Raw genomic sequence first — 9,910 nt, 5'->3', positions numbered from 1 at the left:
TGGTGCAACCGATCTCCAAGGTGGGATCGATGTGGGTGGTGTGGGGCATGGGAAACCTGCTGTCGAGCAACTCCACCGGATGCTGCCCAAAGGACACCGTCGACGGCTTGGTCGTCACCGTAGGCATTGGTGATCTCGGTGCACGCGGCGCAGGAGCGGGTGTCACATCGGTGGCCGTGACGCCCACGTGGAACGAGCGCCGTACCTTCCGCGTCCTGCCCACCGCTGCCACTGTCGCCGATGGCACCGCCCCGGATCTCGTTGCGGACCTGCGGGCGTCCTACGCCCGCACCATGAGCGCGGTGCTGGCCCTGGGGGGGGCCGAGGTGGGGGTGGTTCCCGTGCCCGCTATGCCCGGCTGAGGGCTGGGGGTACCACGCCCTCGCCGGCCGTGAGGCGCCGGGGGCTACGCCGAGGGGACGAGGCGAGCCATCAACTCGTGGCCCGGAACATCCACACAGTGGGCCGTAGCGGGCTCGCTGTAGGTGCCGCCGGGCCCGTCCACGGCGGAATCCACGAGAAGATAGGGCACCGATTCGCGGGTGTGCGTCTTCAACTCGATCGGGGTGGCGTGGTCGGGTAGCAACAACATCCGCCAGGGGCCCATCGAGTCGAGTCCGGCCACGAGATCCGTGAGGATTCGGCGATCCCACGCTTCCAGCGCCTTCACCTTCTCTTCGAGGTTGCCGGCATGCCCGGCTTCGTCGGTGGCTTCGACGTGAATGATGAACAGGTCGCCGCCGTCGGCGAGCGAACGCAGCGCCGCGTCGCGCTTGCCCTCGTAGTCGGTGTCGTACCAGCCGGTGGCCCCGGGCACCTCAACTCGTTCGATATCGGTGAGCACACCCAGCCCCCGGATGAGATCCACGGCGGTGACCAAGGCTGCCCGAGTGCCGGTCCGCTCGGCGAAACTTGGCATCTGCGGCTGGAACCCCTGGCCCCAGAGCCACACCTGGTTGGTCGCCAGGCCGAACCCGCCCACGATCTCACGGCTGGCCTCCATGATCGCTTGCACCTTGGCCGCCGCCGGGCCGGTGGGCCACACCACGGGCTTATCGGAGAGGTCGTGGGGCGGGGCGCATTCGGCGTCGGCCCAATCGGCGGGGGCCACCAGGATGTGGCGGTACTGCACGCCGGCATGAAACTCGATATCGGCACCGGCCCCCCGGCCGAGTTGGTCGTCGAGGGCGTGGATCACTTCGCGAGCCTGTTCGGTGGTGGGGTGACCGCCGGCGAAGTCGACCATGGTGCCGGTGGTGCTCACCGTGGAGAGGTTGCAGCGATAGGCCACCTGGTCGGGTCGCAACCGCAGGCCGAGGGCCGCCGCCTCGATCGGGGCCCGGCCCGTGTGGAAGCGAGCAGGGTCGTAGCCGAGGATGGACATGTTGCCGACGTCGCTGCCCGGCGGCATGCCCGGCGGGATCACCGCCGCTCGCCCCACCTCGCCCCGGGCCGCCAGGCGGGCCAGGGTGGGCATCGAGGCGACCTCGAGCGGGGTCTTTCCCTGCAGGGCCGCCAGCGGCAGGTCGGCACAGCCATCGGGGATACAGACAACGTATTTCACCCCCTGATCCTACCGACAGCCCTGATCAACCGACACCGGAGGCGAAAGGCTCCGGCCGGCGGCGATCAGGTCACCCGGGCCAGCACGTAGGCGCGTACCGCGGAGATGTCGTTAGGCAGCCCGTCGTAGTGTTCGTCGCGCTCGAGGAGATCGGCGAGGCGGGCGGGCAGAGCCGGTCGGATACCGGTGGCCTGCTCGACGGCATCGGGGAACTTGGCCGGGTGCGCGGTGGCCACCGCCACCATCGGGACATCCAGGGAACGACGTTGGGTGAGCGCCGCCGCTATCCCCACCGCGGTGTGCGGGTCGATGAGCATGCCGTGCTCGTTGTGCACACGGCGAATGGTGGCGAGGGTGGTGGTGTCGTCGATGGTGGCGGCGTCGAAGCGGTTGGTGCGCGGGGCCTCCACCGCCCCGAGGGACCGAAAACGCCCGAGGAGGTCGGCGGTGGCAGGGCCATCCCGACCCGACAATTCGAACAGGAGTCGTTCATGGTTCGACGACACCTGAATATCCATCGACGGACTCACGGTGGGTACCACCTCCTCGGCCACCATCGAGCCGCTGGCCACCCAGCGGGCGAGGATGTCGTTGCGGTTGGCGGCGATCACCAACTGATCGATGGGTAGACCGATCTGCTCGGCCACCCAGGCGGCAAAGATGTTGCCGAAGTTCCCCGACGGCACTGTGAAAGAGCAGCGACCCAACGCGGCGGTGGCGGTGACGTAGTACACGACCTGGGCCATCACCCGGGCCCAGTTGATTGAGTTCATGGCCGAGAGCCGCACCTGCTCCCGGAAGGCAACATCGGCAAACAGTGCCTTCACGAGGTCCTGGCAGTCGTCGAAGGTGCCCTCGACGGCCACGTTGTGCACATTGGGTTCGTGCACGGTGGTCATCTGCCGCCGTTGCACTTCGCTGACCCGACCAGCGGGATGCAGCACCACAATGTCGAGGGTGGGACGTCCCACGCAGGCGTCGATAGCCGCCGAACCCGTGTCGCCCGAGGTGGCCACCACGATGGTGGCTCGCTCGCCCCGGGCCCGCAGTTCATGGTCGAACAGGCGGCCCACCATCTGCAGGGCGACGTCCTTGAACGCCAGGGTGGGGCCCCAGAACAGTTCCAAGAGGTGAAGCTCACCGAGGGGGACCACCGGGCACACGGCGGGATGATCGAACCCGGCGTAGGCCTCGGACACCATCACCGCCAGGTCGTCTCGGCTGAGGGATCCCTCCACGAAGGGGAACATCACATCGACCGCCACCTCGCCGTAAGGGCGACCGGGGGCCCATACCTCAGGGGCGAGAGTGGGCCAGGTGGCGGGCACGTAGAGACCGCCATCGGGCGCCAAACCGGTGAGGAGGATGTCGCCGAAACCGAGGGCGGGGGCGAGGCCGCGGGTGGAAACGTACTGCATCAGTCGCGACCGATGACCCTGAGCACCGACCCGATGCGCTCCACCGCGCTCAGCGCACTCAGGGCGTCAAGGGTGGCGAGAACGTCGGCTCCCCGGGCCTGATGGGTGATGAAGATGAGTCGGGCTTCCTCGCCCATGCCCACCTGCTCCATCGATCGAATCGACACCCGATGGGTGCCGAACACGCCGGCGACCTGGGCCAACACCCCGGGCCGATCGAGCACCTGCATGTTGAGGTAGTACGCCGACTCCACCTCGTGCACGGAACGGAAGCGGGCCACCCCCAACCGACCCACGGTGGCGTGTGATCCACGGTGATGGTTGACGGCGGCATCCACAACATCGCCGAGGATGGCGCTGGCGGTGGGGAGCCCACCGGCCCCCCGTCCGTAGAACATCACCTCGCCGACGGCGGCGCCCTCCACGAACACGGCGTTGAAACTTTCGCGCACCGCAGCCAGGGGATGTTCGAGCGGCACCATCGTGGGATGCACCCGCACACTGATCTCACCGGCGTCGTCCTGTTCGGCTACCGCCAACAACTTGATGACGTACCCCATGCGCTGGGCGAAAGCGATGTCGGTGGCGGTGATCCCCGAGATGCCCTCGTGGTGCACATCGGCCGCGGTGACCTCCACGCCGAAAGCAATGCTGGCAATGATGGCGGCCTTGGCCCCGGCGTCGTAGCCCTCCACATCGGCAGTGGGATCAGCTTCGGCGTAGCCGAGGGCCTGCGCCTCGGCGAGGGCATCGGCGTAGGAGGCCCCGGCTTCGCTCATGCGGGTGAGGATGTAGTTGGTGGTGCCGTTGACGATGCCCATCACGCGCAGGATCCGCTCCCCCACCAGCGACTCGCGCAGCGGTCGGATGATCGGGATACCACCGGCCACCGCCGCTTCGAAGAGTAAGTCCACTCCGGCGCTCTCGGCCGCCTGGAACAGTTCGGCACCGGCGGTGGCGAGCAGTTCCTTGTTCCCGGTGATCACCGGTTTGCCAGCTCCCAGGGCGGCCAGGATCAGCGTTCGGGCCGGCTCGAGGCCCCCAATGAGTTCCACGATCAGGTCCACCTCGGGGTCGGCCACGATCGACGGGGCGTCGGTGGTGAGGCGGTCGGGCGGGAGCGTGATGGCCCGCGGCTTGGCGAGGTCGCGTACCGCCACCCGGGTGACCTCCAAACGGAGCCCGGTGCGGGCCTCGATGTCGGGGCCCTGGCTGGCGATGAGGTCGACCAACGGGGCCCCCACGTTGCCGCACCCCAGTACCCCGATGCGCACCAACACTGGGCTTTTACTCAGATCGTTCGTCACGCCCCCATCGTAGAGGGATGCCCGCGGCCGACCCCGCCTGGGTTTGGGTTCAGTCCGCTACGTCGTAGTGGAGAAGATCCTCCAGCGTCTCGCGCCGCACCACCAACCGGGCCTGTCCGTCGGCCACGAATACCACCGCCGGGCGGAGCACTTTGTTGTAGTTCGAGGCCATCGAGTGCCCGTAGGCCCCGGTGACCGGCGTGGCCAGTACGTCGCCCACGGCGATGTCGTCGGGCACCTGGGCGTCGCGCACGAGCACATCGCCCGACTCGCAGTGTTTGCCCACGATCGTGACGAGACGAGGCCGGGGCGCGGTGGCGGCCCGAGGCAGGAACGCCTCGTAGCCGGAGCCGTAGAGCACCGGGCGAGGGTTGTCGGACATGCCGCCGTCGACCGAGAGATAGGTGCGCACCTCTGGCACCTCTTTGATGGTGCCAACCCGGTAGAGGGTGACGGCGGCTTGGGCCACGATCGAACGCCCCGGTTCGGCCAACACCCGGGCGCGGAGGCCGGCATCCCGGCAGGCCGACACGATGGCGATCCCCCACTCCGTGATCGACGGGGCCGTCTCGTCGTGGGTGTAGGCCACGCCGAGCCCGCCGCCGATCGACAGTTCGGGCAGTCCCATTTCCCGCACCCACGGTGCCACCACCTCGACCGCCTGATGGAAGAAGTCGGCCACGAAGACCTGGCTCCCGATATGCATGTGCACACCCATTAGTTCCATGGCCGGCGAATCCTGGGCGTACGCCACCGCTCGGGCGGCGTCGCCGGACGGCACGCCGAAGCCGAACTTGGAGTCGATCTGACCGGTGCGCACAAACTCGTGGGTGTGGGCTTCCACGCCGGGGGTGGCCCGGATGAGCACCTTGGGCACGAGGCCGTCGTGGGCGTGGAGCTCCGCCAGTCGTTCGAGTTCGTCGAAACTGTCCACCACGATGCGGCCTACCCCGGCATGGCGGGCGGTGCGCAGTTCGTCGGCCGACTTGTTGTTGCCGTGCAAAACGAGGCGGTCGGCGGGCACCCCGGCGGAAAGAGCCACGTGCAGTTCACCCCCGGTGGCCACGTCGAGGCCCATGCCTTCCTCGTGAGCGAGGCGGGCCATGGCCAGGCAGAGGAACGCCTTGGAGGCGTAGGCCACACCCTCGCCGAAGGCGGCCACGGCCTCGCGGCAGCGAGCCCGCAGGTGGGCTTCGTCGTACACGAAGAGCGGGGTGCCGTACTCCTCGGCGAGGGCGAGAAGATCGCAGCCCCCGATGTGCAGATGCCCGTCGGGGGCCACCGCGGCGGTCTGGGGCAGGAGGTGGAAGGGCAGCGGTCCGTTCATCGAGCCACCCTCCCGGGCACCCGGGGGCGGCTCGGCGGCAGTCACATGGCCTCCGGGGCGGAGACGCCGAGGAGATCGAGGCCGATACCCAGGCCGATCTGCGCCGACTCCACCAGCCAGAGGCGAGCCTGCGTGAGCTCCGGCGGCACGTCACCGATGACGTAGCAGTCGTGGTAGAAGCCGTGGAAGCGCTCGGCGAGTTCCCGCACCCAGGTGGTGACTTTGTGGGGGGCGCGGTCGTGGCAGGCCATGGCTACCACCTCGGGTAATTCCGACAACTTGCGCAGCAGTTCGAACTCGCGATCGTGCACGAGTTGGGAGAGATCCACCTCGGCAAGGGGTGCTCTGGTGATTCCCGCCGCCGCTGCCTTGCGAGCAATGGAATGAATCCGGGCGTTGGCGTACTGCACGTAGAACACCGGGTTTTCGTTGGACTGGGTGGTGATGAGGTCGAGGTCGATCGTCTGGCGGGTATCCAGCGATTGGAGGAGGAAGGTGAGGCGAGCCACATCGGCGCCCACGGCGTCCACTAGGTCTTCGAGCAGTACCAGTTCTCCGGCGCGCTTGGAGAGCCGCACTTCCTGGCCGTCTTTCACCAGCACCACCAGTTGGCCGAGGATGATCTCCAACTCCTCGGGCTGGTGGCCCAAGGCCAGCACCCCGGCTTGGAGGCGGGCCACATAGCCATGATGGTCGGCCCCCCAAATGTCGATGAGCAGATCGAACCCGCGGGCGAACTTGTTGCGGTGGTAGGCGATGTCGGGCAGCAAGTAGGTGGGTTCGCCGTCGGATTTCACCAAGACACGGTCTTTGTCGTCGCCGAAGTCGGTGGTGCGCAACCACACGGCACCGTCCTGGTCGTAGGCCATCTTCTTGGCCCGCAGGTCGGCGAGGGTCTCGTCGATGGCACCGCCCTCGGCCAGGCTCTGCTCGCTGAACCAGGTGTCGAACTCCACCCCAACCGCAGCCAGGCTCTCTCGTAGATCAGTTTTGGCGCGCTCGTAGCCCCACGCCGCCGGGTCGGCCCCGGGGGGCATCTCGGCGGCCCACTCTTTGATGTACTCGCCGACGTAGCCGCCTTCGGGCACGTCGAGGCCGGCTTGACGGGCGGCCAGCGAGGCGGCAAAGAGAGTCATCTGCACGCCGCGATCGTTGAGGTAGTACTCCCGGTGCACCACGTGGCCGGTGCGGTCGAGGATGCGGCAGAGGGCATCGCCGAAGGCTGCCCAACGCCCGCCGCCGGCGTGGAGAGGGCCAGTGGGGTTGGCCGACACGAACTCGACGTTCACCCGCTGGCCGTGGCCGATGTCGAGGCGGGCGTAGTTGTCCTCTCCGGCATCGATGATCTCGCCCAGAACGTCGTACAGCCAGGTCCCGTGCAGGTGGAAGTTCACAAACCCCGGCCCGGCGATCTCGACGCGCGCCACGTGCGGAGGCGGGGAGGCGTTGAGGGTGGCCACCAGTTCTCCGGCGAGATCCCGCGGATTGCGACCGTTGTTCTTGGCGGTGGCCATCGCCACGTTGGACGACCAATCGCCGTGGACTCGTCGGGCGGGTCGTTCGAGATGGATCTCCGCGGGTGGCTCGATGCCGGCCTCGATGAGGGCGGCCCGGAGGGCCACAGCGAGAGAATCGCGGATCACGAGGGCCTCGGTTCCCTAGAACATCGCCGCGGCGGGCGACGCGCTCGAGGGTGGAAGGTCATCGGGGAAGCGTAAGCGGTGACTGCCAAGCGCCGGAAGCTAATACGCGCCACTCGCGTCAGGGAGTGGATGCCATCGAGCCATCGCCGGCGCTCACGGCTTGCTCATCGCGGAGGCGGGGTGTCGTCTTGTTCTGGGGCCTCAGGCCGTTCTTGTCGGCGAAGAAGGCCCGCACGAGATCCATGTCGGCCTGCACATCACCCGAGGGGTGGATCACCGAACCGAAGCCGCCGGTGCGCGAGGGGCCGTCGAGGTAACACAACACCACGGGGATGTTGGCTTCCCGGGCGATCCGGTAGAACCCTGACTTCCAGTACTCCCCCTTGGTGCGGGTTCCCTCGGCGGGAATGACAATGGCCAAGGACTGGGCCTGAGCGGCCCGTTCGGCGAGATCAGTCACGAGCGATCCGGGATTGCTTCGATTCACGGCGATACCCCCCAGCGCACGGAAGAGGGGGCGGAAGGGCCCGGCGAACATCTCCTGCTTCCCCAACCACTTGGGATGGAGGTCGCTCCGCCAGGCCATGGCCAACATCAGCAAGAAATCCCAGTTCGACGTGTGGGGCGCGGCCACCAGCACGTAGACGGGGATGTCCTGAGGGGGTTCGTTGACGAGGCGGTATCGGGAGATGAAAAGGGTGAGGCTGGCGAGAAATTTTTTGATGCCCCCAACCTACCGGGGGACCCTCGCGTTTCCGGAACCATCGGCGATCCCCCGCGGGCCGGGCAGGGTCGATACCCACCCGTGATGGCCCCCGGTGTCGAGAACAGCGGGACGAACACCCCGGGAATGGGCACGCGCGCCGGGGCGTCGAGGGAACCCCGGGAGAGGCAAGGATGGGGTCGGTCGAGGCCTCGAGGTCAGGGACCGATGCGAAAACGCCCTAGTCCCACTCAACCCCGCGCCATCCCTGCGGTCGCCGGCGGGTCAGAGGCTGGTGGTTCATGACACCAGTATCACCCTCACGCAGCGCGCTGGCGCGGATGCTCAAAGTAGTGGCAGGCCGGCGTTCGGGCCCGGGTGAGGCGACGCGGTGGCGGGGCTGCGATTGCCACTGCCCCCGCCCGTGATCGACACCAAGCGGGCGCCTGAGGGCCGGAACCACTGTCACACCCCCTGCGTACTGTAAGAGAAAAGAGAGTGAGGCATTGCTAAACATGAGTGAAGAATTTGATCTGACGGCGTCTACGGCCTTGGCCTGGGAGCAATTTGAGGAGCAGTTCGCCGCCTTCCTGGCCGATATGGAACCCGGCGAAGCCCTCGTCATCACTATCCAGTCGGCCGCCAGCGAAGAAGAGGTGTCGCCCTACCTCCAACTGGCGGCCGAAGAGGACTACCTGCGGCTCGAAGTTTCCAGCAACACGTACCTCACCGACCACTACGCCCTCACCCCGTACGACGAGAAGATGCTGGTAGCCGTCGGTCTGGGCACCCCCACCTGCGGCGCCAACAATCTCTATGACGGCGATGGGTCGCCCAACTTCTTCCTCGACGTCGACTGCACCGGCGAAACGCCCGAGTTCGAAAACCTCGCTGATACTGCGACCCGCATCCTGCGCGATGTGCTCTCCGTCCCTCACCCGGCTTTTCTCTACTGCAATCCACTCTTGGATACGCCCGACGAACTTGAAGCGGACGACCCCGAACCGTCGCCGGTGGTGGCTCCGGTGACACGCGAACACCTGCTCCACCTCGTCACGGAGGCCCTCACGCCGATACTCGGCTTCGCTCCATTCCACTGCGACAACGGCGACATCCCGATATGCGAGGAGGACATCGTGGTGTTCGTGCGGGTCCACCCATACTTCCCCACCGTCGAGCTGTGGTCGTGCGTCGTCGACGAGGTCACCGATCCCGTGGCGGCGGCGTACGAGGTCGGTGTCCTCAACCGCGATTCCACCTTCATCCGGTACGTAGTCCGAGACACTCGGGTGACAGCCCACCTGGCGATACCGGCCAACCCCTTCGTCGCTGACCATCTAATGACCTTGCTCCGCCTCATGATGAAGTCCCTCACCAAGGCCGAACCCGAGCTCATGCACCGGGTAGGTCGCGGCCGTTTCTCCCCCAGCCCCGCGGCCGAGATGGCCGCAAGGTCGGCCGCTCTGCAGGCGGCGGCCGACCCAGCCCCCGAACCTCTCCCCCTTTTCCGCCACCTGCAGGCCGTCGCTCCGGAGATGCTCGATGAGCACGTCGTAGCCAGGATCTGCGGGGCGGATCCCGACACCATCCGTGAGCTCATTCAGTGGAACGAGAACGACACGGCGCTCCTCGACCGTGCTCACCGGGATGCGCAGGAGGACGAGGACGAGGCGGCCGAAGCCATCACCGGCACCCAGCTCCGGCTCGCCAAGGCCATGACCGCACTCCTCACCGCGGCCCTGTGAACCGCAGCCAGGGGGTTTACCGTGAATTCACGCGACTCCAACGCCGCGTCCTGGTCAGCTGATGGTGCCTGCGATCACGTCGATGGTCAGGCTGCCGCTGGTCTCGGTGATCTCTACGTAGTCTTCAAGACCCGCTATGTCGTTTGCTTCCCACGCGGGTTCGAGCTCGTTGCCGTCCGCGTCGTAGACGCCGTCGATCCAAA

7 protein-coding genes are annotated in these 9,910 nt (G+C 67.2%); 1 reads left to right on the top strand and 6 read right to left on the bottom strand.

Features of this window, described 5'->3' with window-relative positions:
• Positions 1 to 406: 406 nt before the first annotated feature.
• The 6 genes from apgM to EXQ71_12675 all read right to left on the bottom strand — a co-directional run bounded on the left by apgM (position 407) and on the right by EXQ71_12675 (position 7,983).
• Positions 407 to 1,564 carry a 2,3-bisphosphoglycerate-independent phosphoglycerate mutase gene (gene apgM / locus EXQ71_12700; GenBank protein MSO88353.1) on the bottom strand — a complete coding sequence of 386 codons (1,158 nt, stop codon included), beginning with the start codon at positions 1,562 to 1,564 and terminating at the stop codon, positions 407 to 409.
• Positions 1,565 to 1,629: 65 nt separating this feature from the next.
• Positions 1,630 to 2,982, bottom strand: a complete 1,353-nt coding sequence (locus EXQ71_12695; GenBank protein MSO88352.1) for a threonine synthase — start codon at positions 2,980 to 2,982, stop codon at positions 1,630 to 1,632.
• Positions 2,982 to 4,250 (bottom strand): homoserine dehydrogenase, encoded by a 1,269-nt coding sequence (locus tag EXQ71_12690; protein ID MSO88351.1) that lies wholly within the window; start codon positions 4,248 to 4,250, stop codon positions 2,982 to 2,984. The genes EXQ71_12695 and EXQ71_12690 overlap by 1 nt, the downstream gene beginning before the upstream one ends.
• A gap of 88 nt (positions 4,251 to 4,338) precedes the next feature.
• A complete protein-coding gene (gene lysA / locus EXQ71_12685; GenBank protein MSO88350.1) occupies positions 4,339 to 5,616 on the bottom strand; it encodes a diaminopimelate decarboxylase in 1,278 nt (425 codons plus the stop codon).
• 41 nt (positions 5,617 to 5,657) lie between these two features.
• Complete coding sequence (locus tag EXQ71_12680; GenBank protein MSO88349.1) at positions 5,658 to 7,259, bottom strand: arginine--tRNA ligase; 1,602 nt, start codon at positions 7,257 to 7,259, stop codon at positions 5,658 to 5,660.
• A 118-nt stretch (positions 7,260 to 7,377) separates the two neighbouring features.
• Entirely contained in the window at positions 7,378 to 7,983 is a 606-nt protein-coding gene (locus EXQ71_12675) for an acyl-phosphate glycerol 3-phosphate acyltransferase (GenBank protein ID MSO88348.1), read from the bottom strand.
• A gap of 494 nt (positions 7,984 to 8,477) precedes the next feature.
• On the opposite strand from EXQ71_12675, the gene EXQ71_12670 reads away from it, so the two are divergent.
• Positions 8,478 to 9,707 carry a hypothetical protein gene (locus EXQ71_12670; protein MSO88347.1) on the top strand — a complete coding sequence of 410 codons (1,230 nt, stop codon included), beginning with the start codon at positions 8,478 to 8,480 and terminating at the stop codon, positions 9,705 to 9,707.
• Positions 9,708 to 9,910: the final 203 nt, after the last annotated feature.

Source organism: Acidimicrobiia bacterium, assembly GCA_009694375.1.
Taxonomy (GTDB): Bacteria; Actinomycetota; Acidimicrobiia; order Acidimicrobiales; family VFJN01; genus VFJN01.
Note: the sequence above shows the minus strand (reverse complement) of the source record. Positions and strands in the feature narration are given on the sequence as shown.

Excerpts from the sequence above, each read along its gene's own strand:
- EXQ71_12695 (MSO88352.1), bottom strand. The coding sequence starts at position 2,982 with ATGCAGTACGTTTCCACCCGCGGCCTCGCCCCCGCCCTCGGTTTCGGC.
- lysA (MSO88350.1), bottom strand. The coding sequence starts at position 5,616 with ATGAACGGACCGCTGCCCTTCCACCTCCTGCCCCAGACCGCCGCGGTG.
- EXQ71_12670 (MSO88347.1), top strand. The coding sequence starts at position 8,478 with ATGAGTGAAGAATTTGATCTGACGGCGTCTACGGCCTTGGCCTGGGAG.